Raw genomic sequence first — 23,499 nt, forward strand, 5'->3', positions numbered from 1 at the left:
CAGGCCGAGGAGAGACTGTGCCGGGCATAGCGCCGATCCCCGCCTACCCACTTCCGACGACCGGTGAGTTGCCCGTCAGCACCGCGCAGTGGACTCCCGACCCACGCCGGGCGGCACTGCTCGTGCACGACATGCAGCGCTACTTTCTCGCGCCCTTTCCCCCGGCGGTGCGTGACGCGCTGGTGCGCCACTGTGTGCAGCTGAGGGAGCGCTGTGCCGCGCTCGGGGTCCCGGTGTTCTACACCGCGCAGCCCGGTGGCATGACCGAGCAGGAACGCGGTCTGCTGAAGGACATCTGGGGCCCGGGCATGAGCGTGGATCCCCTCGACCGGTCGATCGTCGCCGAGCTCGCACCTCGACCGCCGGACCGGGTGCTGACCAAGTGGCGCTACAGCGCGTTCTTCCGCTCGGACCTGCTGGCGCAGATGCGCGAGCAGGACCGCGACCAGCTGATCGTCTGCGGGGTGTACGCGCACGTCGGTGTACTGGCGACGGCCCTCGAGGCGTTCGCCAACGACATCCAGTCGTTCCTGGTCGCCGACGCTCTCGGCGACTTCTCCGCCGAGCACCACCGGCTGGCCCTCGACTACGCGGCCACTCGCTGTTCGGTGGTTACCAGCACCGAGGAGGTCTTCGCATGAATCCGCAGCAGTTGCTCGGGCACGTGCTGAGCCCCGATTCGGACGCCTTCGCCCTGCTGCACCGCCCGGAGACCCTTGGCCCGGACCGGTTGGAGATCCTTCTGGGCCAGGTCAGCACCCCGGCCCGGCTCGCTGACATCCCGTTGACCGACCAGGCCGGGCGGCCCGGCGAGGCCCGCCAGGAGGTGCTGGTCCTGGTGCCTCACCGGCAGGTCACCGAACGCGGCTTCGCCGCCGCGGCGGACGGCTCACCGCTGGTCGCGATGTCGGTTACGGACCAGGGCCAGATCGCCACGGCCGAGGCGCTGAGATACCTGCCGGACGAGCCGATCGCCCTGACCGGTGGGCGGTTCGACACCGAGGACGACGCCTACGCCGACATCGTTCGCGCGGTGCTCGACAACGAGATAGGCACCGGCGAGGGCTCGAACTTCGTCATCAAGCGCTCGTTCGTCACCACCATCACCGGCTACTCCACGCGCAGCGCACTGAGTCTGTTCCGTCGGCTGCTCACCCGGGAGTCCGGTGCCTACTGGACCTTCCTCGTACACACCGGCACCCGGACCTTCGTCGGTGCCACACCGGAGCGCCACGTCAGCCTGCGAGACGGCGTCGCGGCGATGACCCCGATCAGCGGCACCTACCGCTACCCACCGACGGGGCCGGTCCTGTCGGAGGTCATGGATTTCCTCGCCGACGGCAAAGAGACCGACGAGTTGTACATGGTCCTGGACGAGGAACTGAAGATGATGGCCCGGGTCTGCCAGGGCGGTGGCCGGGTGGTGGGCCCGTTCCTGCGGGAGATGGCCTGGCTCGCGCACACCGAGTACGTCATCGAGGGTCGCAGCGACCTCGATCCTCGGGACATCCTGCGGGAGACAATGTTCGCGCCCACCGTGACCGGTAGTCCGCTGGAGAACGCCTGCCGGGTGATCGCCCGCTACGAACCGCGTGGCCGCGGGTACTACGGCGGCGTCGCAGCCCTCATCGGCCGTGACGCCGGCGGCGCCCGGACGTTGGACTCCGCCATTCTGATCCGCACCGCCGACATCAGCACGTCGGAGCTCGACGACAGCGCCTGCGTCGAGGTCGGGGTCGGGGCCACCCTGGTCCGGCACTCCGACCCCGCCGCCGAGGTCGCCGAGACCCGTACCAAGGCTGCCGGTCTGCTCTCGGCGTTGGGCGCCACCGAGCGCCTCACCGGGAACCCGCTGATCCGCGAAGCGTTGGGCAGGCGCAATGCGACGATTGCGCGCTTTTGGCTCAGCGACGCCGGCTCGCGAGCACAGCCGCACCCGGCGCTGAGTGGTCGCCGGGCGCTGATCGTCGATGCCGAGGACACCTTCAGCTCGATGCTGGCCCACCAGCTGCGTGCCATCGGGCTGACGGTACAACTCGCCCGCTTCGACGCGCCCCACCGCTTCGACGACCACGATCTCGTCGTTCTGGGCCCCGGTCCCGGTGACCCGAGAATTATCGACGACCCGAGGTTGGCTCACCTCACGTCGGCGATCGAGCACCTGCTGTCCCGGCGTATCCCCTTCCTTGCGGTGTGCCTGAGCCATCAGCTGCTGTGCCGGCACCTCGGGCTCGGGCTGAGGCGCCGGACGGTCCCGAACCAGGGCACCCAGCGCGAGATCGACCTGTTCGGCTCGCGGGAGCGGGTGGGCTTCTACAACTCCTACGAGGCCTTCGGGCGGGCAGAGCAGTTGGTGTGTCCTGGCGTCGGCGAGGTGAAGGCCAGCCTGGACGTCGGCACGGGCGAGGTGTATGCCCTGCGCGGGCCGCGTTTCACCTCGGTGCAGTTCCACCTTGAGTCGGTACTCACCCAGGACGGCGAACGCGTCCTGAGTGAGCTGCTGGCACCGCTGACGCAGACCGAGGAGGTAATGAACGTATGAAGGCAAGCATCTCCTGGTGGGACCTGTCCGGGTCCGGCCAGACGATCGACTCTCTGCGCGTCTATCTGCGAGAGGAGGGCGTGCAGCCGTGGGAGCAGGTCCACGGAATGCGGTTGAAGTTCTGGATCTCCGACCGGCAGGCCAACCGATGGGGTGCGGTGATGCTGTGGGAGTCCACAGCGGATCTGACGGCGCCGATGCCGCCGAACCGGGCCGCCGAACTCATCGGATATCCGCCGACTCACCGGATGACGACCGATGTCGAGGCCATCGTCGAGGGTATCCACTCCGGCGGGCTGCTCGACGGCGGTTTGGCCTTCGAACCGGTCAGGGAGTCGTAGTGAGCACCTCGACCCGGCCCCTGAGTGCCAATGAGTTCTCCATCCCGCCTGCCGAACCGATGGGCCTGCTTCGGGCCTGGTTCGACCGTGCGGTCGCGGACGACGTCCGAGAGCCGGGCGCGCTGGCGCTGGCCTCTTCAGATGCCCGCGGCCACGCCTCCAACCGGATCGTGCAGGTCCTCGAGGTCCGCGACACGGGTCTGGTGTTCGCCACGCACGCCAACAGCCGCAAGGGCCGGGACCTGGCTGCGACCGGCTGGGCCTCCGGCGTTCTCTACTGGCGCGAGGTCGGCCGCCAGGTGATCGTGACCGGCCCGACCCGCCCGTTGTCCGACGAGGAAGCCGATGCCTTGTGGGCCGCCCGGCCGGTCGGCGCGCACCCGATGTCGGTGGCTTCGCATCAGAGCGCTCCCCTGTTGGACGAGGACGCGCTGAGGAGGCGGGCCGAGCAACTGGGTCGCGCCGGCTTGCCGCTGCCTCGCCCGGCCGCGTGGCTGGGTTATCTGCTCGAGCCCGGATCGGTCGAGTTCTGGCAGTCCGACCCTGGCCGTCTACACCAGAGGCTGCTCTACGAACCCAACGGAACCGGCTGGCGTGCCGGCCGGCTGCAACCCTGACCGCGCCCTTGACCGCGTACTCGAGAGGGAAGGTGATCTTACCCGCCGGTTCCGACACTGACACCGAGTGCCGGTCGACAACCAGCACAGCAAGATACCCATTCACGAGCCGAAGGGATCCGAGATGACAATCGACGACATCCAGTCCGAGGCGTTCGCCACCGACGTCGACCTGCGAGACCGCAACCGTGCCGTCGTCGCGGACTACATGAGCCGCAAGGGCGAGAACCGCTTGACGCGGTACCTGCTCTTCACCGAGGACGGCAGCGCCGGCCTGTGGACGAGCGATACGGGCGAGCCGGTCGCCTCCCAGGGCCACGAGAAACTCAAGGCGCACGGCGAGTGGTCATTGCGGATGTTCCCCGACTGGGAATGGAAGAACGTGGAGATCTTCGACACGCAGGACCCAAACAGATTCTGGGTCGAGTGTGACGGAGAAGGACAGATCCTGTATCCGGACTACCCGCCTGGATACTACAAGAACCACTTCATCCATTCGTTCCTGCTCGAGAACGGGAAGATCAAGCAGAACCGCGAGTTCATGAACCCGTTCCAGCAGTTGCGTGCACTGGGAATCGAGGTGCCGACGATCAGGCGCGGCGGGATTCCCACCTGAAAGTACAAGGGGCGCGCCCGACCTTCGAGGAGGGAGACCTATGGGTACGTACGAGTACGTGGTGGCCGACGTCTTCACTGAGGTTCCGCTGGAAGGTAACCCGGTCGCGGTCTTCGTGGATTGCGCCACCCTGTCTCCCGAGCGTATGCAGCAGATCGCGCAGGAGATGCACCTGTCGGAGACCGTTTTCGTCCTGCCCGCGGAAGACGACGGTGATGTCCGGGTCCGGATCTTCACCCCGGTGAACGAGCTGCCGTTCGCCGGGCATCCGACCCTGGGCACTGCCATTGTGCTCGGCGAGTCGAACCCGGCGGAAAAGATCCGCATGGAGACCGCCATGGGGACCGTAACGTTCGATCTCGAACGTGCCCGCGACGGCCGGGTCGGCGCGGCCGGCATGTGGCAACCCATCCCCACGTGGGAACCGTACGACCGTGCGGAGGAGTTGCTCGCCGGCCTCGGCCTGGCAGCGTCCGGCTACACCTCGTCGGTGGACGTGTACCACAACGGTCCGCGACACGTGTTCGTCGGCCTGGACAGCGTCGCCGCGCTCTCCGCCGTGAACCCGGACCAGAGGATTCTCGCCAGGCTGCCCGACATGGCCGCCAACTGCTTCGCGGGATCGGGCACCCGATGGAGACTGCGGATGTTCTCGCCCGCCTATGGGGTGGTGGAGGACGCGGCCACCGGCTCGGCCGCCGGCTCGCTCGCGGTACACCTGGCCCGGCACGGTCTGATCCCCTTCGGGCAGTGGATCGAGATCCGCCAGGGCGTCGAGATCGGCCGCCCTTCGACGATGCGGGCCCGGGCCGTGGGAACGCCGGAACGGATCGAGTCGGTCCAGGTGGCGGGGTCCGCCGTCGTCGTCGCCCGGGGAACGCTGTGCGTGTAGTCGCGGAGACCTCGCCGTCCGGCGGCACGATGCGTACGGGAGCCGGCTCAGCGCGGCCCGTACCGCGCCAGGCGATCAGAACGGTGCGGCGGGCGTCGCCAGGTCCACCGCGAATTGACAGCTCATGAGGAAACGCTACGGCAACCGTCATCCGACCGTGCGCCCAGACAGTGTCATCAAATGTTCGCGCCCCCACAGTGGACGGTCGGATTGCCTGCCGGATCCACCTGGCGCACCGGAAGCCTTCCATCGATACTCACCCCTGAGATACAGTGACCACTGTTGATGCAATCCGGTTTGGCGGGATGAAATGACATTCAATTTGCAGGCCACTCGGGACGTGGTCGAAATCATCACCGGCGGATGGCGGGCACAGGCCCTCTACACCGCGGTCAAACTCGGACTACCAGATCATGTCGAGGCCGGCCGCACCACCCGCAGCGAACTGGCCGAATCAGCCGGGGTGAACGAAGAGGGCATTCAACGCCTGATGCGCCTCTTGGTGGCCATGGGCGTTTTCGAGGGCAACGGGTCGACCGGTTACCGGAACACCGAGGTGAGCGCGGCGCTGCTCGACGGCCCCAGTCCCTGCGCGACATGTGCCTGCTCTACGGCGAGGAGTTCTACTCCGCCTGGGGACACGCCCACCACGCCATAAGCACGGTCAGTTCGGGGTTCGAGGTCGCCTACGGCCGGCCGTTCTACGAATACCTCGGTCAGGACGCGGCCACCGCCCGACGATTCCAGCACACCTTGAACGCCGCGAGCATGTTCTTCCACCAGGTGCCCGAGGTCTTCGACTTCTCCGGCAAGACGGTCGTGGACGTGGGCGGAGGGGGCGGACAACTGCTCGCCACGATCCTCGGCGCCGCACCGGATGCCAGAGGCACGCTATTCGACCGCGAACACATGTTGCCCCAGGCGGGTGAGCACCTGGCCGCCGCTGTCGGACTCGACCGTGTCGAACTGGTCGGGGGCGACATGTTCGCCGACGTCCCGAAGGGCGGGGACGTCTACATCCTCTGCCGGGTTCTGGCCGGCTGGGACGACGAGGCGGTCGTCAAGGCCTTCGAGAACTGCCGCCGCGCCTTCGCCGACTCCTCTTCGCGACTCCTCCTCCTCGACCGCTTCGTCGACGATGAGGAGCCCACCGTGCTGCCCGCGCTGTGGGATCTGCACCTGCTGATGACCACGGGCGGCGGGCACCGCACCATTGACCGAATCACCGCACTGCTGAACCGGGCCGGCCTGGAGATCGAACGGAAAGCCGAGTTGCCCATGGAGGCGGTCGCTCTGATCGCGACGCCACGCGACTGATACGGCAGCGGCACGTGAAACGAACGGCTCTGGCGCAGAAACGGTGGTCGCTATCGGTGATCTACGAGGCGCGGCGGTGGGCGACCGCGTCGATCGGCAACGTCGCGTACCGTCGGCCGCGGCGCGGCGCGAAGTCATCCACGCTGAGCGCCGCCGGAGCCGGCCCCGCGGGCACGCCGCCACCGACTCCGGCGTCCGCGCCACCAACCTTACGACCAGACCCTGGTCAACCACCTCATCGATGACCAGCGAGGAAAGCTCAGGAAGCAGCGTCTTGAACACATTTGACAGCCCTGGTCTGCGCATCACTGTCGGTCCGGTAGGTCGGTGCGGATCAATCGCGCCGATGCCGTCCCGGTGGCGATCAGCGTCCACACCGCGAGGACGAGGACCGCGACCGTCGGTGTGACCCCGGTGGTTGTGACGGTTGTGCCGGTGAGGGCGGCGAGCGGATTGGTTCCGCTGATGTCGGGTACGAGCCCGAACGGAAGAAACAGTGTCGGATTGGATGCGCCGAAGATCAACAGTGTGATCGGGCGGACGATGCTCTCGACGATGATCATGGAGCCGAGCACGAGGATCACCGCGACCGGGCTGCGTGCGAGCAGGCCGACGGCGAACCCGACCCCGGCGTAAAGAACCAGCGTGAGAGCTCCGCGCCCCCACAGCCCGAACACGGCGGCGGTGTCAAGCAGGAACGGCTCACCCTGGACGGCGAGCCCGGCGGTGAGCATGAGCCCGCGGACGACGATGAGCACGAAGGCTGCGGCGACCACGGTCAGGGCGAGCGCGGTCAGCTTTGCGAGCAACAGCCGCGCCCGACGGGGCTCGGCGAGGGCGCTGACGGTGAGCGATCCGCGCCGTTGCTCGGTGGTGATGGTGAGAGCGCCCAGGAGCAGGGCCGCGATGGCGGGGAAGCCGATCCCGGTTCCGGAGTTGCCGAGCAGGTCGATGAGGACTTCCTGGATCGCCGGGGTGCTGAGGTTGAGCGCGTCGAGCTGGTCGGCGTCGAGCTGGTCGGCTTGGGTGGCGTTGGGAATGACGCCGTTGAGGGCGACCAGTCCGTCGATGAGCGAGGGCAGGAAGGTGAAGAGCAGCCCGATGAAGACGGTCTCGGCGATCGCCAGAACGAGAATGATTCTCGCGGCGAGGGAGAAGCGGACGCGGAGCAGTTCACTGGCGATCATGCCTGGGTCTCCTGCCTGGTGGCGGCACCGGCCGTGTGGAGCGTGGAGAGGTAGAAGGTCTCGAGGTCGACGCCGTCCGGCAGGCGGTCGAGGGCGGTGTGGGCCAGGATGCGTCCGCCGCCGATGACGACCACGTCGTCGGCGAACCGCTCCAGTTCAGCCAGGACGTGACTGGTCACCAGCACCGTGGCTCCCCGGGCGGCGTAGTCGCGTAGCAGGCCGCGCATCCAGATAATGCCTTCGGGGTCGAGGCCGCTGGCGGGTTCGTCCAGGATCAGCGTGCTCGGTTGGGGCAGCAGCGCCAGGGCGAGGCCGAGCCGTTGACGCATGCCCTGCGAGAAGGTTTTGATCTTGCGGTTCGCGACCTCGGTCAGCCCCACCTCGTCCACCACATCGGCGATCCTCGACCTCGGAGTGCCGGTTGCGGCGGCGGCGATGCGGAGCTGCTTGGTCGGGGTCAGGCCCGGATGCAGACCGGCGTTCTCCAGCAGTACGCCGACCGTTCGGCCGGGGCGTGGGATCGACCGGTAGGAGCGACCGCCGAAGGTGGCGGAGCCCGTGGTCGCGGCGGTGAGTGCGAGCAGGATACGAATCGTGGTGGTCTTACCGGTCCCGTTCGGCCCCAGGTATCCGGTCACTCGTCCCGGCCGGGCGGTGAAGGAGACGTCGTTCAGGACGTCGCGGTCGCCGAACCTCTTGCCGAGGCCGTGGATCGAGATGGGAAGACCGGTGCTACCTGGCGCGGTGTCGGCGTACGCTGTCATGCGCCCAGCGTGCGGGGGTGGGCGGTGTCCGCACATCTGTCGGAAGACAGATTCCGCCGTCCGCCAGGGAATATCTGTCGAGCGACAGAGGCAGGTTCTCGACCGCCGCGGGCATCATGAGTGCATGGCTTCGTCACCTTCCATCGGCAGCGTCGGCGCATCCCGGCAGGACGCCGCGGCTGTGCTGGCCGTCGGCGGTCTCGGAGTGATGACCGGCGCACTGTATCTATGGGCGATTCACACCCTCATCACCGCTGCGGCGGCGCCCGGTATCAGCGCCTTGTGGACGTACGCCGTCTTCGTCGTGGTGAACACGCTGACAGCCGGGCTTCTGTGGTGGCATCGCAGGCACCCATTGGTGGTGTTTGGCGGGGTGCTGCTGGTGTTCGTGGCCAGTTCTCTGATGCTTGGACACGCGGGCAACGGCGGGCTCACGCTGCCGTTATGGTTCAGCGTCTACGCGGTCGCCTCCTACGCGCCGCTGCGGACCGCTCTCGTCACCGTGTCCGCTGGATGGGTGCTCAGTGTTGCGGTCAAGCTGGGCCTCGCGATCGGTAGCGGTCAGCAGATCGCGTTGCCGGCGGTCGGGCTGGTCGCACTGGACCTCGGATTCTTCTTTGTCGCCTGCTTCGCGCTTGGTTTTGGTTTCCGCCTCCAACGACAGCGCGCCCGCGATGCCGCTGAGCGTGCCCGACTGATCGAGGAACGCTCACGGGCGCTGAACGCCGAGGCCGTCGCGAGGGAGCGCAACCGTCTCGCCCGCGACCTGCACGACCTCGCCGCGCACGAGGTCATGGACGTGCTGCTGTCCATTCGCGCGCTGCGGATGACCAGCGATGATCCGATCCTCCCCGAGGTCGAGCAGAAGACCGCCCGCGCCCTGGACAACATGCGTACCGTGGTCCGCACTCTCCGCGAGGAGGACCGCGACGGCCCGGATCGGGCGCCTCTGCAAGACGCGGCACGCGACCTCATCGACACGCTGGTCACCGAACGTGAAATCACCGTGGACGCTCACATCCGTGTCCCTGCCCACGTCGGGGACGCGGCCGCGTCGACCACGCTCAGTGTGCTGAAAGAAGCACTTCTCAACGCCGACACCCATGCGCCAGGGCGACCGGTCACGGTTGACCTCGACGCCGATGGTGGCAGCGTGCGGCTGACCGTCACGAACCCCACCGGAAACAAGGACATGGGGGATCATTCACCCCCTGCGGAACAAGCCCGGCCTCTGGGCACCGGCTACGGGCTGATCGGAGCGGCCGAGCGCGCCGGGCTCCTGGGTGGGCGCTTCAAGGCCGCTCCCGCCCCGAACGGTGACTGGCTGGTCTCGCTCCACCTGCCCAGTTCCGCACGTACCGACCAAGCTCTCGTCACCGGGGAGACGCCATGATCCGGGTCCTCATCGCCGACGACCAGCCCAGCATTCGCCGTTCGCTGCGCACGTTCCTCGAACTCGACGGCGACATCGAGGTCGTCGCCGAAGCATCCAACGGTCGCGAAGCCGTCGAGCGCGCCCTCGCGCTGCGGCCCGATGTGGTGCTCATGGATGTGCGCATGCCCGGAGGCGACGGACTCACCGCGACCGCCCAGCTCGCCGGCCCCGACACCGAGCAGCCGATTCCGATCGTGGTCATCACGACGTTCGACCTCGATGAGTATGTATTCGGCGCGCTGGAGAACGGGGCCGCCGGGTTCCTACTCAAAGACACCGACCCCGCATACCTCACTCTCGCGGTGCGCGCGGCAGCGGCCGGAGACGGGCTCGTGTCTCCCGCCGTGACCGGGCGGGTGATCCGCGAGTTCGCCCGCCGGAGACCCGCCGCCACACCGCCCACACCGATACCGGATCTCACCGCGCGAGAGGGTGATGTGCTCGCCGCCCTCGCCGGCGGGTTGAGCAACGCCGAAATCGCCGAGGCCCTGTTCGTGGAGGTCGGCACCGTAAAGACGCACGTCTCTCGCATAATCGCCAAACTCGGCGTGCGCGACCGTGTGCAGGCCGCGATCTGGGCGCACCAGAACCCCCGCTGGAACCACCGCGACGAGACGAGCACACGGTGACCCGGCCGACCCCGCCGTCCGCGGCTCGGGCGCGGTCGCGGACGGGAGCGATCATCGCCTTGATCCTCGGCGCGATTCTGACGATCAGCGGTCCCGTTCTCGGCGTGCTCGTGGGCAGTCTCGCCCTCGTCCCCAGCGCCCTCAGCTATGCGGACAGCACCACCCGCCTCGCCCCGACCGGAACCGTCGAACTCGACCCGGGAAGTTCCGTGTTCCTTCTCGCCCCGGTCGCCGACCTCGAACACGCCGACCACCAGACATGCCGGGCACACACGGGCAACGGCGTGGAGGCAACCGTCACCTACGAACCGGCCAGCACCCTCAACACCCTCGTCAGCGGAACACGCTACGAATCATTCGGCCGTGTCACCGCCACAGCACACGGCGAGTACACCATTACGTGCGAGGCAGACGTGGATGTCGTCGCCGCGCCCCCGTTTCACCTCTCCGCGGTCTTCGGCCCCCTCGCCTGGTGGACCGCAGGAGGCATCGCCCTCTCGCTGATCGGCATGATCGGCGTAATCGTCGGCATTGTCGGCCTCAGCCGCGCACGCGTACGCCAGCGCCGCCCCGTACACGTCTGGCACCGCGTCAGCAAAGAGCCCTGACTGGACGGGCGCCACCGGGTGGAGCGTGCGCACCTCCCCCTGATGAGACGACCCGTGGGGACTGTCCCGAGGTGTCTGGTGGCAGGCGCCGCCCCCGGTCGCCGCTGCCCCGCCGGGTCATTGGTGCGCGGCCAGGAAGTCGCTCTGGGCGGCGAGCAGGGCCTGCTCGTCGGCGGCCGTACCGGGGTGCCCGGTGGACAGCACGACCAGGCCGCGCGGTCCGGAAAGGGCGTTGTGGATCGCGAACTGCCCGGGCGGCGGCACCGCGGGGTCGAACCGTGCGGCGGCTACCTGGACGGGAATGGTGATGCGGGTCGCGGCGGTGGCGGCGTCGAAGTAGCGGAGCACGTCGAGCACCTCGGGGTGTGCGGCGTGGTGTCGGCGGATCGCCTCGCCGCTACCGGTGCACGGCATGGTCAGCCGTAGCGGGTGGTGGCCGAAGCTGGGAAGGGTCAGGTGCGCCGCGGTGAACCGGTCGTCCCACGGCAGGGCCAGGGCGCCGATCCCGCCGCCGAAGCTGACGCCGAGGTACCCGAGCCGCCCCGCGACCGACGGAACCAGCCGCAGCAGCGCCGAGGCGGCACACCAGACGTCCGCCACGCAGCCGCGGTGCACGTACCGGTCACGCGTCTGGATGCCGTGCAGGACGTGCCGCGCCGAGACATCGGGGATGCCGTCGACGCGGCTGCGCGCGCCGAGACCCCGCGCGCAGGGGAAGATCGCCGCGGTGCCCGCCAACGGCAGCGGCAGACCGGGTGCGGTGCGGCCGCCGTACCCGTGACCGACCACGAGCCCGCGTTCCACCGGCCCGTCGGGCAGCACCAGCCAACCACCGAGACGCAGCCCGCCGAGCGTCGTGTAGCTGACGTCGAAAACGCGTGTTTCCTGGTACGTCGCCGTCAGCGCGCCGACCTGCGGCGCGACGTCGACCTCGCGGGCGCAGTCGTACGTGCGGAGCCAGAACGCGTCAAAATCGGGCGGGGCAGGCGGCGGCTGGATCGCCAGCAGCTCGCCGAGGTCGTACCCGTGCGTCGGATCGAAGGGGTGGTCGTGAGCGTGGATCCGAGACTGGTTCATCGGATTCCTTTCGTGGAGACTCCGGCCTTCAAGCAGGGGAGGAAACGGAACCCTGCGGAGCAGGGCAGGGAACCGATCCGCCGGCTGGGCGGATCGGCGTCGGGCCACCCCCGGACCGGCGCTCACCAAGATGGCTGGCACCATGTGGGCCGTGTCCAGGACGGTGAAGCGCCGCGCCGGGAACGGGTCGGCCACAACGCCACCTCGGCCCTGCTCACCGGATGGAAGAACTACAGCTCAGGGTCGATCGGTGGATTCAGGCTAAGAACGCGGTAGGACACCGACCCGCCGCGCCCAGTGCTGGTATTCGGCGGCCAGCTCCGTGACGAGTCCGGGATGCCGATGGGCCAGATCGTCTACTTCGGAGCGATCGCCGTCCATGTCGTACAGTTCCCATCGGCCGCGATACTCGCTGACCAGCTTCCACCGCCCTCGGCGTACGGCGGCGTTGCCGAGGTGTTCCCAGAAGAGTGTCGCGTCCGGCACCGGTGCTCCCCGCAGGGCTGGCAACATGCCGCGCCCTTCGGGCGGCGGCACCTCACGTCCCCGACTTTCCCTGGGATAGTCCACGTCGGCGGCGTCGAGCAGGGTGGGCAGTACGTCTGTGAGCTGGAAGGGCGTCCGGACGACGTGTCCACCGGCGAGGCCACCCGCGGGCCAGTGCACGAGGAACGGGGTCGCTATGCCGCCCTCGTGCACCCACCTCTTGTAGAGGCGGAACGGGGTGTTGGACAGGTTCGCCCACGCGACACCGTAGCTGGCATAGGTGTCCTCCGGTCCCGGGTCGATGGTCGGCTCGTTGCCGATGCGTAGGTGCGCACCGTCCCGCGTCGCCGGCGGGACGATCTCCCGCTTGGCGCGGAACTCCTCCGGAGCACCGAGGGGCAGCGTCTCGGCGCAGCCGCCGTTGTCCGACAGGAACACCACGATGGTGTCGTCGTTGATTCCGGATGCCACCAGTTGGTCCAGGATGCGGCCGATGCCGCGGTCCATCCGCTCGATCTGGGCCGCGTAGACCTGCATGCGGCGCGCCTCCCATGCCTTGTGCTGCGCCGCTTCCCACGGCGGTTGAGTGCTGTCCCGGGTGGACAGTGATGACTCCGGACCGAGCAGGCCTTCGGCACGCAGCCGCTGCAGTCTGCGGTCACGCAGCTCGTCCCAGCCCGCGTCGTAGACTCCGTCGTACCCGGCGACGTCCTCCTCGGGGGCGTGCAGTGGCCAGTGTGGCGCGGTGTAGGCGACGTAGGCGAGGAACGGACGTTGCGCGTCGGCCTGCCGGCGGATGAATCCCACCGCGTGATCGGTGATCGCGTCGGTGTAGAAGAAGGCCGGATCGCGCGCCTCGGCGCCCGCGTCGGCCTCCCCGCGACGCAGCGTCGACGGATCGTAGTAGCTGCCGCAGCCGCTGAGCGTACCGAAGAAGTCGTCGAATCCGCGCCGGGTCGGCCACGAGTTGGACGGCTTCCATACCGATGCGCTCAGATGCCACTTCCCGGACAGGCTGGTGGCGTATCCGGCGTCGGCCAGTATCTCGGCGATGGTGACGCAGCGGTCGTTGAGGTCGCCGTCGTACCCGCCGGCGCGGCCGGGGCTGGCCAGGATGCCGATGCCGGTCTGGTGCGGGTGCAGCCCGGTCAACAGGGAGGCGCGGGACGGGCTGCACCGCGCCGTGTTGTAGAACTGCGTCATCCTTGTCCCGCAGCGCCCCAGCCGGTCCAGGTTGGGCGTGCGGATCTCGCCGCCATAGCACCCGAGATCCGAGTACCCCATGTCGTCGGCGACGATCAGCACGATGTTCGGCCGGGTCATGGTGTGCCTCCTTGGGCGTCGTCGATGCTGGTGGGGCAGGAGCGTAGCGCGTCCGCGAGCAGGCCGATCCAGGTCAAGTTTGATCTCTTGACGGGGATGAAATCTCTCTGTAACGTTCCGGCCCAACCAATTCATACGTATTAAACACCCTCCCCCACCGGCGCCTTCATACGTATCAAGCAGGGAGTCTGGACATGACGCCGCAGCGACGACGACCCACACAGGTGGACATCGCGCGTCACCTCGGCCTGTCCCAGGCCACGGTGTCGCTGGTGATCAGCGGCGGGCCGGCGAGCGCGCAGGTCGCCGAGCACACCCGGCGGGCCGTGCTGGAGGCGGCCGCCGAGCTCGGCTACGCGGTGAACTCGGTGGCCCGCAGCCTCAAGGGCGGCCGTAACCGGCTGCTCGGTGTGTTCACCTTCGAGCCGGTCTTCCCGGTGAACCAACGGGACTTCTACTTCCCGTTCCTGCTCGGCGTCGAGGAGGCCACCGCCGAGTACGGCTACGACCTGCTGCTGTTCAGCTCAGCCACCGCCGGCGCCGACCGGCGCATATACGCCGGCGGGGTCAACCGGCTCAAGTTGGCCGATGGCTGCGTCCTGCTCGGGCGTCGCCTCCACCACGACGACCTGACCGAGCTACTGCGCGAGGACTTCCCCTTCGTCTTCATCGGCCGACGTGAAGTGCCCGGGCAGGAACTGTCCTACGTCGCGGCCGACTATGTCGGCGCCACACGCGCGGCGGTGGAGTCCCTGGTACGCCACGGACACCGACGTTTCGCCTACCTGAAGGGGACCGAGGACACGGAATGGCTCCGGGACCGCGAGGCGGGCTTCTGGAAGGGACTGGACGCCGCCGGCATCCCGCACGGGCACGTCGTGGTCCATCCACCGCGTCCCGACGCGGCTGGCGCCGACATCACCCGGGCCCGGCTGGAGCAGTGGCTGGCCGACGGCGTCACGGCAATCATCGTGGAGCACAGCCAGGAGGACAGCGCGATCGTCGCGGTCGAGCGGGCGGCGACCGAGGCTGGCGCGCGCATCCCGCAGGACGTTTCGGTGGTCCTGCTCGGCGATCCGCCGTTGGTCCACACGGCCAACCGCGACTGGACCCGGTTCAGCATTCCCCGGGAGCAGATGGGTCGGGAAGCCGTCCGCCTCCTGCTCGAACTACTCGACAGCGAGTCCGGCGCGCAGCGGCAGGTGTACCTGGACTGCATTCAGGTCCCGGGCGACTCGGTGTCCGAGGCGCCCGCGGGCAGGGCCGGCCGATGAGTCTCCGCGACATCTCACCTTCGCCTCTCATGCGCACCTCGACGGGAGTGACACGATGACAGAGCGCACAACGGCACCGGGGTTGTTCACCCGGCGCCAGGCAATCGCCGCCGGGATCGGCACGGCGGCCGCCGTGACCCTGGCGGCACCGGCCGCCGGCAGCGCGGGCCCGCACCGCCGGGTTGCCGACGCACACGGTTCCTGCCAGCGGACGGTGTTGTGGTCCCGGGGCGAGAACGGGTATGTCGACTTCCGGGTGCACGCCGTCGAGGCAACACCGAGGGGTACGGTGCTGGCCTTCAGCGAGGCACGGGTCGGCACCAGCGACGACGCCGGACCGAAGGACCTGGTCCTGCGGCGCAGCACGGACGGCGGCCGGACCTGGGGTCCGACGCTGTACCTCGAACATCACGACGACGGGGCCTGGGCGAACCCCACGCCGGTGACCGACCGGCGCACCGGTCGCGTCACCCTCTTCTACGCACTCAACGACCAGGGCAGCTCCTCAAGGGTGTTCCGGCGATCCTCGACCGACGACGGCCTGACGTGGAGTGACCCGGTCGAGTTGACGGACCTGTTCGCCGCGGACGGGCGCGGGTGGACGTTCCACCTGCCCGGGCCGGGCCGGGGCATCCAGCTCGCCGACGGACGGCTGCTGGTCGAGGTCTGGCATCGGCGGCCCCTGAGCCTGCCCGCCGCCGAACGCGACTATCACGCCAGTGTCGTCTACAGCGACGACGGCGGCCGCACCTGGGCGCGTGGTGGCATCGTGCCGGACCCTGCCGGGCTCGGCCTGAACGAGGCGCGGATCGCGCAGCTCGCCACGGGTGAGGTGATCGTCAACTCGAGGCTGGCCAGCGGGGTGAGCAACACGAGCCGCGCCGTCGCCGTCAGCCGCGACGGCGGCCGGACCTTCACCGCGGCCGCCGTCGAGACGAACACCGCCCCGCACGCCGGGATCGGGGCCGGCCTCGCCTCCAGGGTCGACCGGCACCGTGTCGAGCGGGTCGTTTACACGAGTCCCGTCGCGGGTACCGACCGGAACACCCTGTACGCGCGGGTCAGCCACGACGGGACGCGGTCGTGGTCGTGGGGACGCGTCGTCGACCCGGCGCGGGCCGGCTATTCCGACATCGTCTGGCTGGACGACGCCACAGCCCTCGTCCTCTACAGCAGACTCGGCGCCACCGGAGTCGCGACGCAGGACGTCGTGGCGGCCCGGTTCGACCTGACCTGGCTCACCAAGGGCCGCGACAGCGTCGGCCGCGGGCCGCTCCGGCTGCGCGAGCACCACCAGGTGGAAGGCCTGCGTGCCGAGACGACGGTCCCGCGGTCGCCGATGGTCCTGGACCCGGCGGCGGAGGGCTCGGCGGTGGCGCACGTGCCCGCGGCGGCGCACGGTGACGCGTACGCCGTGACGATCGTGCCGGCGGTCTCCGGTCGCCGCTCGCTACGGTGCCGTTTCCGTGCCGCGCAGGGCGCCGCCGGCGACGTCGTCGTCACGGTGGACGGCCACCGGCGGGGTGGCGTGATCGCCACGTCGGCCGGCAACCCGTTCCTGGACGTCGACCTCGGGCCGGTCAAGGTCCGTCCAGGACGTCCGGTGCGCGTCGAGTTCATCGCGGTCGGCGCGGGTCGCGACGGCGGGACGTACGCCTTCCAGGTCGACTCGATCAGTCTCGTCCCGCCCGGCAGGGCCTAGCAGAACGTCACCACCACCACCCGGCACATCTCACTATCGCCACGGAGGCATTGTGCAGAAGGTCATTCAGTACGAGCGCGGCCTGGAGAAGTTCAAGCCGTTGCGCAACATCGTCACCTACGACGATTTCGACAAGGGTTTCAACGGCTGGCTGGACCTGACACCCAACTTCGTCAACGCCGACTACCGGCACTATCCGTCGGAGGTGGATCTGGCGAGCTGGGCACCGTCGATGCTCAGCGCCGCGCCGATGCGGTTCGCCGCGACGCACGGGTCGATGGAGGGCACGTACTCACTCAAGCTGTCCACCAGGCCGGTGGCCGACCGGTACGAGCAGAAGCCCGCCAACGGCAGCATGGGCGTGGTGCTCAAGCGGCTGTCCGCCTTCGACCCGACCATGCGCTACATCCAGATCGAGGCGTGGTACGCCTACACGCCGCAGCAGGACCGGCTCGGGTTCGGCGAGGAGGACATCCGCGCGTTCGGGTTCTACTTCGACCTGCAGGACCCGCAGTACCGCTGGATGCCGGGCGTGCGTTACGTGAACTCCGTCAACGGCACGCTGACCAAGAAGTGGCAGTACTGGCGGGTCGCCGACGGGGTGACGAAGAAGGACTGGTGCTACGGCCGCGAGGACGGCTGGCAGCGTCCCGGGGTCGACAACCTGTGGTACGGCCGCCGCTACCCCGACGGTTCGGCCGATGCCTTCCAGTGGGTGCCCGACGGCGAGCAGGACCTGCTCTACAACGAGAGCCCGGACAAGATCAACTGGCTGTACTTCCGGCTCCTGATCGACTACCGGCGCCGCGAATACGTCGAGATGCAGAGCATGGACCGCACGTTCGATCTGCGCGGCCTGGCACCGACGCTCACCGAGCCGTACAAGAACATCAACAACCTGATCAACCCGATCTTCTTCGTGGAGACCGACACGAATCGAAGCGTGAATCTCTTCCTCGATTCCGTCGTGTACTCCACGGACTGAACACCACAGACTCACCGCCGTTCACTGGGAAAGGTCCTTCGTGCTCACATTCGCTACGTCGGTGATCGAACGCCGTGTCCCGATCACCGCCACTTTCACCACCCATCCCTACGAGGCGGGTTGGGCCGGCGAGGCGGTCTTCTTCGTCCAGGTCGAAGGAGACCACCCGGATCTGTCCGTCCAGGCGCAGATCTCGCCGGACGGCCTGCACTGGGTGAACCGGGGCGACCCTCGAAAGATCGCCGCGGACGAGGAGATCGCCGCGATCGAACTGACGAACTTCGGCGGGTGGCTGCGGTTGGCGTTCACCGGCGCGACGGAGCAACAGCCGGCGACCGTCCTGGTCCACATCGCCCTCAAGGGATGACCCGCGGGCGGCCAAGCCCTCGGGTCCGATAGCGACAGAGAGGAGGAGGGACACCGATGCTATCTCGACTGGTCCGACGACTGGGCCTCATGGTCTTCACCGTGTGGGGGACGCTGAGCCTCACCTTCGTCATCCTGCGGCTCGCCCCCGGCGACCAGGCCACCGTCCAGTTGGGGCCGGACGCCACCGCGGCAGAGGTCGAGGCACTGCGCGAGCAGCTCGGCCTCGACCGCCCGGTGTTCGTGCAGTACCTGAGCTACCTGCGCGACGCCGTCACCGGCGACTTCGGCGAGTCGTACCGATTCCAGGAGTCGGCAATGACGGTCATTCTTGACCGCTTCCCGGCGACCCTCCTCCTCACCGCGACCGCGACCGCCCTGGCGCTGCTGATCGGGCCGCTGCTGGGCGTTCTCGCCGGCCGCGCGCCGGGCGGGGGTGCCGACCGGGCGATCTCGGGAATCACGCTGGTGATGCAGGCGCTTCCGTCATTCTGGTCGGGCATCATGCTGATCCTGCTGATGGCGCTGACCCTGCGGATACTGCCCAGCGCGGGATCCGGGGAGGTGAAGCATCTCGTGCTGCCGGCGGTCACCCTGGCCATCCCGTTCATCGCGCTGGTGGCGCGGATCACCCGCAGCACCGTGGCGGAGGTCACCAGCGAGCCCTACATCCTGACCGCCCGTTCGAAGGGACTGTCCGAGCGAGCGGTGCTGGCCCGGCACGCCGTACGCAACTCGGTGATCCCGGTGGTCAGCATCGTCTCCCTGCACATCGGCACACTGATGGGCGGCGCGGTGATCGTCGAGCAGGTGTTCGCCTGGCGGGGCGTCGGGTCGCTGCTGGTCAACGCCGTCGGCAACCGCGACTACGCCATCGTGCAGGGCGCCACGGTCCTCATCGCGCTCATTGTCGTGACGCTGAACCTGCTCACCGACGTCCTCAACGCCCAACTGGATCCCCGCATCCGGGCGGCGGCGTCATGACGACGATGGAGCTGACGCACAGCCCGGTCACACCGGTGCCGGCGAAGCGTGCCCGGACCAGGCCGGGCCGGGCCCTGCAGGCCGTCCCCATCGTCGTCTTCGGCCTGTATGTACTCGTCGGCGCACTCGGCCCGCTGATCGTCGACTACGACCCCGTACGCGGCAACCTCGACGACCGGCTGCTCAGCCCCGGTTCGGTGACCAGCGACGGCACCACCGCGATCTTCGGCACCGACGCCCTCGGCCGCGACCTGCTCGGCCAGATGGTGTACGGCGCCCGCACGTCGATCACCATCGGACTGCTGGTGGTGCTCTTCAGCGGCCTCGTCGGCACGGTGGTCGGCACGTTCGCCGGCTACCGGCGCGGCATCACCGATCTGGTGGTCTCGCGCATCATCGACGTGCTGCTCGCGTTCCCGGGCATCCTGTTGGCCATTGTCATCGCCGGCGTCTTCGCCCGTAGCCTGGCCATCGTCGTCATCGCGCTCAGCGTCACCAACTGGGTCGGCTTCGCCCGGCTGTCGCGGTCGATGGCGATGAGTCTGCGCGAACGTGACTGGGTCAAGTCGGCGGTCGTGATGGGGGTACCCCGGCGCACCATCGTGGCCAGGCACATCCTGCCGTTCCTCGCCGGGCCCACCCTCGCGCTGGCCACCACCGAGTTCGCCGGCGCCATCCTCGCCGAGGCGAGCCTGAGCTTCCTCGGCATGGGTCTGCCGTCGTCGTCGGTCTCCTGGGGACAGACGATCGCCGCCGGCAAGGAATACCTCGCCAGCGCCTGGTGGATCTCCGCCATCCCCGGCATCGCCCTCGCGCTGCTCGTCATCAGTGTCGGGTTCACCGGAGACCGGTTCACCCGCCACGTCAGCCGCCGGCAGTGACGAGCCGAGGCATCCATGCCGCCACCGCACCCACCCTCACGACAAACGCAGCACAGTTAGGAGTACGACCATGAGGTCCATTCGGCGCGCCGCCCTCGCGGCGACCGCGGTTCTAACCCTGGCGACCACGGCCGCATGCGGCTCCGACGACTCCGGTGGCGGCACAGGCCAGGGCGGGCAGATCGTCGTGGCCGGCCAGTTCCCGATCGAGTCGATCGACCCGAACGGCAAGCTCGCCATCGACGGCGGCACCAGCCTCGCATCGCTGCAGCTGTACGCCCCTCTGCTGGAGACCACCGGCCCCGGAGAGTTCCGCGGGATCGCCGCCGAGAAATGGGAGTCGGACGACACCGCCACTCAGCTCACCTTCACCTTGAAGGGTGGGATCACGTTCTCCGACGGCTCCCCGCTGACCGGTAGGGACGTCGCGGCCTCGTTCACCCGCACCGTGGACGCGAAGAGCCCGTTCTCGGCGAACTTCGTCAACGTCGCGGTCGAGTCCACCGACACCACCGTGACATTCAAACCTGCCCAGCCCGACCCGGCGCTGCTGGCCAAGCTCACCGGACTGCGGATCACCCCGGCCAGCGCCACCGCGGACAGCTACCTGGACACGCCGGTGACCTCCGGCCCGTTCAAGGTCAAGTCGTTCACGCCCGGCGGAGACCTGGTCATGGTGCCCAACGACAAGTTCTGGGGTGACAAGCCGAAGCTGGACCAGGTGACCATCCGCTCCATCCCCGAGGTCGCGGCCAAGGTCACCGCTCTGCAGACCGGTGAGGCGGACATCATCTGGGGCATCCCCGACGACCAGGTGACCCAACTGCGAAGCAACTCCGACATCAAGTTCGTCGACGCCACCGGAAGCGCCGTCATCACGATGTGGATGAACGCCTCCACGCCGGCACTGAACAAGGCCGAGGTACGCCGCGCCCTGTGGCAGGCCGTCAACTTCGACAAAATCATCAAGGCGCTGTACCCGGAAAGCGGCCAACCCGCCGACTCGGTGCTCGCCCCCTCGGTGTTCGGCTACGCGCCACAGACCCCGGTCGGCTACGACCCGCAGGCGGCCAAGCAGGCCCTCACCGCCGCCGGATTCGACTTCAACACCAACCTGCGCTTCCACTTCTCCCAGGCACAGTTCAAGCAGTGGGTGGACTCGGTCGTCTCCGATCTGGCCGCCATCGGGGTGAAGGCCGAGGCGCTGCAGAAGGAGCAGGCCGTCTACACCGAGGACCTGCTGGCCCTCCGCTGGGACATCAACATCCAGCAGGTCAGCACGCTCGGGCTGGACGCGTCGTACAACCTCGGCCGGCTCTACCCGTGCGCGGCCAAGCGCACCGGATACTGCAACCCGGACCTGGACACTCTGCTGAACAAGGCCAACACCTCCACCGACCAGGAGGTACGCAAGCAGGCGTACGCCGACGCGACCGCACTGATCTGGAACGAGGCGGTCGGCATGTACCCCATGTTCGTCAAGAACGTCTACGCCACCCGGGCCGGCATCTCCGGGCTCGCCCCCACCCCGAAGGCCAGCCGTCGTTCAACACGGTCTCGGTTGATGACTGACAAGCGCCCACCGACGAGCGCGACGGCGGCGATGTCCACCCGCCTGTCCGCAGGCTCCCAGCCGGCTGGGAGCCTGCGGGTCAGGGACCTGTCGATCTGGTTGCCGGGCCCCCGCGGCACGGCCGCCGTCGTCGACGGCGTCTCGTTCGACATCGCGGCGGGACGCACCACCGGCCTGATCGGCGAGTCCGGCAGCGGTAAGTCACTCACCGCGATGGCCCTGGTCGGGCTCACACCGGACACCGCGGTACTCGACGGGCAGGTCCTGCTCGGCGACGAGAACCTGCTTCAGGCGAGCCGCACCCGCATCCGGCAGGTCCGGGGGCGCGAGATCTCCGTGGTGTTCCAGGACCCGTCGACGGCGCTGAACCCGACGATGACCATCGGCGATCAGGTCAGCGAGATCCTGTGGGGCCGAGGAGTGCCTCGCCGTCTGGCCCGCGAACGGGCGGTGGAACTGCTCGACCACGTCGGTATCCCGGACGCGGGCAACCGCGTCCGAGCCTACCCGCACGAGTTCTCCGGCGGGATGCGGCAACGCGCCATGATCGCCCTGGCCCTGGCCGGCGGGCCGAAGATCCTCCTCGCCGACGAGCCGACGACCGCGCTGGACGTCACCGTGCAGGCCCGGATCCTGAACCTGCTCGCCCGACTGCGCGACGAGGACCACCTGTCGATGCTGCTCGTCAGCCACGACCTGCGGGTGATGTCGCACGTCGCCGACGACCTCGTCGTCATGTACGCCGGCCGGGTCGCCGAGAGCGGACCGGCGAAGGCCGTGCTGCGCAAGCCGCTGCACCCCTACACCGACGCCCTGGTGCACAGCGTCCCATCGGTGCACCGGCAGACCGCGATCGCCGACCCCCTGCCGGGCAGCCCGGCCAACCCGTTCGACCGACCCGCCGGCTGCTCGTTCCACCCGCGCTGCCCCCGTGCCCAGGACCGTTGCCGGACCGAGGTGCCGGCACCGCGACAGGTGGCGCCGGGACGCCTCAGCGCCTGCCACTTCGCGGAGGACCTGCAGTGACCACCGCCACCGGCCTACGGATCAGGGATCTCACCGTGACATACCCCGGTCCGCGCAGCGGCGGCCTCGGCCGCCGTACCCCGATCACCGCGGTACGCGACGTGACCCTCGACGTCGCACCACAGGAGACGGTCGCCCTGGTGGGGGAATCCGGCTCCGGCAAGTCGACCATCGCCAAGGCCGTCGTCGGGCTCGCCGAACCAGCCTCGGGGTCCATCCACTACGACGGGAAATCCCTGCTGGAGCGGCGGACCGGCAATCGCGGAACACGGCGCGCCATCGCCATGGTCTTCCAGGATCCGCGATCCTCGCTCAACCCCCGCCTGTCCGCCGAGGCGTGCATCGCCGAGGCCTGGCAGGCACAACCGGACACCGCACCGGACGGCGTGCGCCGCAACCCCCGCCGCCGCCGCGACGCCGTCGTCGACCTGCTCGCCCAGGTCGGGCTCGACCCCGACGTCGCCGGCAAACGCCCGCCCGCGCTGTCCGGTGGGCAATGCCAGCGGGTCAGTATCGCTCGGGCACTCGCCCTCAACCCACGGCTGCTCATCTGCGACGAGGCCGTCTCCGCCCTCGACGTCTCCGTCCAGGCACAGGTGCTGCAACTGCTGGTGAAGGTCCGCCAGGCGCGATCCCTGTCGATGCTGTTCATCACCCACGACCTCGGCGTGGTCCGGCAGGTCGCCGACCGCGTCCTCGTCATGCGCCACGGCGAACTCGTCGAGAACGCCGAGGTGCAGACGCTGTTCACCGCACCCCGGCACGACTACACCCGAGAGCTCCTCGCGGCCGCCGTCGACCTCGACGCGGCCGGCTGACCCATCCCGGCACCACCGGTCCCATCCATACCAATCCCCCGAATGGAGCAGGACGC

The 23,499-nt window shown here is 68.8% G+C and carries 23 protein-coding genes; 19 read left to right on the forward strand and 4 right to left on the reverse strand.

What is annotated here, in order from left to right; genetic code table 11:
• The first annotated feature begins 17 nt into the window (after nt 1-17).
• The 8 genes from Prubr_RS31640 (at nt 18) to Prubr_RS31670 (ending at nt 6,325) form a co-directional block, all read left to right on the forward strand.
• Nucleotides 18-641 carry an isochorismatase family protein gene (locus Prubr_RS31640; RefSeq protein ID WP_212818730.1) on the forward strand — a complete coding sequence of 208 codons (624 nt, stop codon included), beginning with the start codon at nt 18-20 and terminating at the stop codon, nt 639-641.
• The gene (locus Prubr_RS31645) at nt 638-2,542 is read left to right on the forward strand and encodes a chorismate-binding protein (protein WP_212818732.1); all 1,905 of its coding nucleotides are present in this window, start codon (nt 638-640) and stop codon (nt 2,540-2,542) included. The genes Prubr_RS31640 and Prubr_RS31645 overlap by 4 nt, the downstream gene beginning before the upstream one ends.
• A complete protein-coding gene (locus tag Prubr_RS37395) occupies nt 2,539-2,883 on the forward strand; it encodes a hypothetical protein (protein ID WP_246567920.1) in 345 nt (114 codons plus the stop codon). Before Prubr_RS31645 ends, Prubr_RS37395 begins: the two co-directional genes overlap by 4 nt.
• Complete coding sequence (phzG, locus tag Prubr_RS31650; protein ID WP_246567921.1) at nt 2,883-3,500, forward strand: phenazine biosynthesis FMN-dependent oxidase PhzG; 618 nt, start codon at nt 2,883-2,885, stop codon at nt 3,498-3,500. The genes Prubr_RS37395 and phzG overlap by 1 nt, the downstream gene beginning before the upstream one ends.
• 124 nt (nt 3,501-3,624) lie before the next feature.
• The gene (locus tag Prubr_RS31655; protein WP_212818736.1) at nt 3,625-4,116 is read left to right on the forward strand and encodes a PhzA/PhzB family protein; all 492 of its coding nucleotides are present in this window, start codon (nt 3,625-3,627) and stop codon (nt 4,114-4,116) included.
• A 40-nt stretch (nt 4,117-4,156) separates the two neighbouring features.
• Nucleotides 4,157-5,008, forward strand: coding sequence for a PhzF family phenazine biosynthesis protein (locus Prubr_RS31660; protein ID WP_212818737.1), 852 nt, complete (start codon nt 4,157-4,159; stop codon nt 5,006-5,008).
• 310 nt (nt 5,009-5,318) lie between these two features.
• Nucleotides 5,319-5,666, forward strand: coding sequence for a methyltransferase family protein (locus Prubr_RS31665; protein WP_212818739.1), 348 nt, complete (start codon nt 5,319-5,321; stop codon nt 5,664-5,666).
• A complete protein-coding gene (locus tag Prubr_RS31670; RefSeq protein WP_212818741.1) occupies nt 5,606-6,325 on the forward strand; it encodes a methyltransferase in 720 nt (239 codons plus the stop codon). Before Prubr_RS31665 ends, Prubr_RS31670 begins: the two co-directional genes overlap by 61 nt.
• A gap of 305 nt (nt 6,326-6,630) precedes the next feature.
• Here the strand turns inward: Prubr_RS31670 and Prubr_RS31675 are convergent, their stop codons facing one another.
• Nucleotides 6,631-7,512: a hypothetical protein gene (locus Prubr_RS31675; protein WP_212818743.1), complete on the reverse strand. Its 882-nt coding sequence runs from the start codon at nt 7,510-7,512 to the stop codon at nt 6,631-6,633.
• On the reverse strand, nt 7,509-8,276 hold the full coding sequence (locus Prubr_RS31680) for an ABC transporter ATP-binding protein (RefSeq protein WP_212818745.1): 768 nt from the start codon (nt 8,274-8,276) through the stop codon (nt 7,509-7,511). The genes Prubr_RS31675 and Prubr_RS31680 overlap by 4 nt, the downstream gene beginning before the upstream one ends.
• Nucleotides 8,277-8,400: 124 nt before the next feature.
• Here Prubr_RS31680 and Prubr_RS31685 point away from each other — a divergent pair, with 124 nt between their 5' ends.
• From Prubr_RS31685 to Prubr_RS31695, 3 genes are read left to right on the forward strand one after another with little or no spacing between them, the layout of a single operon-like run.
• Complete coding sequence (locus Prubr_RS31685; RefSeq protein WP_212818747.1) at nt 8,401-9,669, forward strand: sensor histidine kinase; 1,269 nt, start codon at nt 8,401-8,403, stop codon at nt 9,667-9,669.
• Entirely contained in the window at nt 9,666-10,340 is a 675-nt protein-coding gene (locus Prubr_RS31690; protein ID WP_212818749.1) for a response regulator, read from the forward strand. The genes Prubr_RS31685 and Prubr_RS31690 overlap by 4 nt, the downstream gene beginning before the upstream one ends.
• Nucleotides 10,337-10,948 carry a hypothetical protein gene (locus Prubr_RS31695; RefSeq protein WP_212818751.1) on the forward strand — a complete coding sequence of 204 codons (612 nt, stop codon included), beginning with the start codon at nt 10,337-10,339 and terminating at the stop codon, nt 10,946-10,948. The genes Prubr_RS31690 and Prubr_RS31695 overlap by 4 nt, the downstream gene beginning before the upstream one ends.
• Before the next feature lie 117 nt (nt 10,949-11,065).
• Here the strand turns inward: Prubr_RS31695 and Prubr_RS31700 are convergent, their stop codons facing one another.
• Both Prubr_RS31700 and Prubr_RS31705 read right to left on the reverse strand, forming a co-directional pair.
• Entirely contained in the window at nt 11,066-12,025 is a 960-nt protein-coding gene (locus tag Prubr_RS31700) for an acetylxylan esterase (RefSeq protein WP_212818753.1), read from the reverse strand.
• Between the two features lie 261 nt (nt 12,026-12,286).
• On the reverse strand, nt 12,287-13,834 hold the full coding sequence (locus Prubr_RS31705; RefSeq protein WP_212818755.1) for an arylsulfatase: 1,548 nt from the start codon (nt 13,832-13,834) through the stop codon (nt 12,287-12,289).
• A 194-nt stretch (nt 13,835-14,028) separates the two neighbouring features.
• Between Prubr_RS31705 and Prubr_RS31710 the strand changes: the two genes are divergently transcribed.
• The 8 genes from Prubr_RS31710 to Prubr_RS31745 all read left to right on the forward strand — a co-directional run bounded on the left by Prubr_RS31710 (nt 14,029) and on the right by Prubr_RS31745 (nt 23,443).
• Nucleotides 14,029-15,108: a LacI family DNA-binding transcriptional regulator gene (locus Prubr_RS31710; RefSeq protein ID WP_212818757.1), complete on the forward strand. Its 1,080-nt coding sequence runs from the start codon at nt 14,029-14,031 to the stop codon at nt 15,106-15,108.
• A 55-nt stretch (nt 15,109-15,163) separates the two neighbouring features.
• Entirely contained in the window at nt 15,164-16,810 is a 1,647-nt protein-coding gene (locus Prubr_RS31715; protein ID WP_212818759.1) for a sialidase family protein, read from the forward strand.
• Between the two features lie 52 nt (nt 16,811-16,862).
• Nucleotides 16,863-17,795, forward strand: a complete 933-nt coding sequence (locus Prubr_RS31720; protein ID WP_212818761.1) for a DUF6772 family protein — start codon at nt 16,863-16,865, stop codon at nt 17,793-17,795.
• 61 nt (nt 17,796-17,856) lie between these two features.
• The gene (locus Prubr_RS31725; RefSeq protein ID WP_212818763.1) at nt 17,857-18,162 is read left to right on the forward strand and encodes a DUF6385 domain-containing protein; all 306 of its coding nucleotides are present in this window, start codon (nt 17,857-17,859) and stop codon (nt 18,160-18,162) included.
• A gap of 56 nt (nt 18,163-18,218) precedes the next feature.
• Nucleotides 18,219-19,145 carry an ABC transporter permease gene (locus Prubr_RS31730; protein WP_212818765.1) on the forward strand — a complete coding sequence of 309 codons (927 nt, stop codon included), beginning with the start codon at nt 18,219-18,221 and terminating at the stop codon, nt 19,143-19,145.
• On the forward strand, nt 19,142-20,026 hold the full coding sequence (locus Prubr_RS31735; protein WP_212818767.1) for an ABC transporter permease: 885 nt from the start codon (nt 19,142-19,144) through the stop codon (nt 20,024-20,026). Before Prubr_RS31730 ends, Prubr_RS31735 begins: the two co-directional genes overlap by 4 nt.
• A 70-nt stretch (nt 20,027-20,096) precedes the next feature.
• The gene (locus Prubr_RS31740) at nt 20,097-22,625 is read left to right on the forward strand and encodes an oligopeptide/dipeptide ABC transporter ATP-binding protein (RefSeq protein WP_212818769.1); all 2,529 of its coding nucleotides are present in this window, start codon (nt 20,097-20,099) and stop codon (nt 22,623-22,625) included.
• A complete protein-coding gene (locus Prubr_RS31745) occupies nt 22,622-23,443 on the forward strand; it encodes an ABC transporter ATP-binding protein (RefSeq protein ID WP_212818771.1) in 822 nt (273 codons plus the stop codon). The genes Prubr_RS31740 and Prubr_RS31745 overlap by 4 nt, the downstream gene beginning before the upstream one ends.
• The last annotated feature ends 56 nt before the right edge of the window (nt 23,444-23,499 follow it).

The organism is Polymorphospora rubra, from assembly GCF_018324255.1.
GTDB classification, from domain to species: Bacteria; Actinomycetota; Actinomycetes; order Mycobacteriales; family Micromonosporaceae; genus Polymorphospora; species Polymorphospora rubra.